We start from the raw sequence: 213 nt of genomic DNA, 5'->3' as shown, positions 1-213 counted from the left end.
GCCGCGGCCTCCGCGCGCTCGCGAGACGTGGTCGGCTGGAGCCGCGTCTGCGCCAGCATGCGCACCGCCTCCGGCGCACGACCGTCGACCAGGGCCACCCTGGCGCGTTCCAGCAGCGTCGCGAAGCGGTCGCCCGGCGCGTCGCGCTGCTTGATGCTGCGGGCGGCCCGGACGTCGCCGAGCGCGAGGTGCAGCAGGATCCGCGGGCGGCTG

At 77.9% G+C, this 213-nt stretch carries 1 protein-coding gene; it reads right to left on the bottom strand.

What is annotated here, in order from left to right:
• Positions 1 to 213 (bottom strand): hypothetical protein (locus DW309_RS06565; RefSeq protein ID WP_136044904.1); only part of this gene is annotated, 213 nt, incomplete at both ends.

Source organism: Microbacterium sp. K41 (genome assembly GCF_004794395.1).
In the GTDB taxonomy this organism is placed as follows: Bacteria; Actinomycetota; Actinomycetes; order Actinomycetales; family Microbacteriaceae; genus Microbacterium; species Microbacterium sufflavum.
This window is presented reverse-complemented; position numbering and strand designations above follow the sequence as displayed.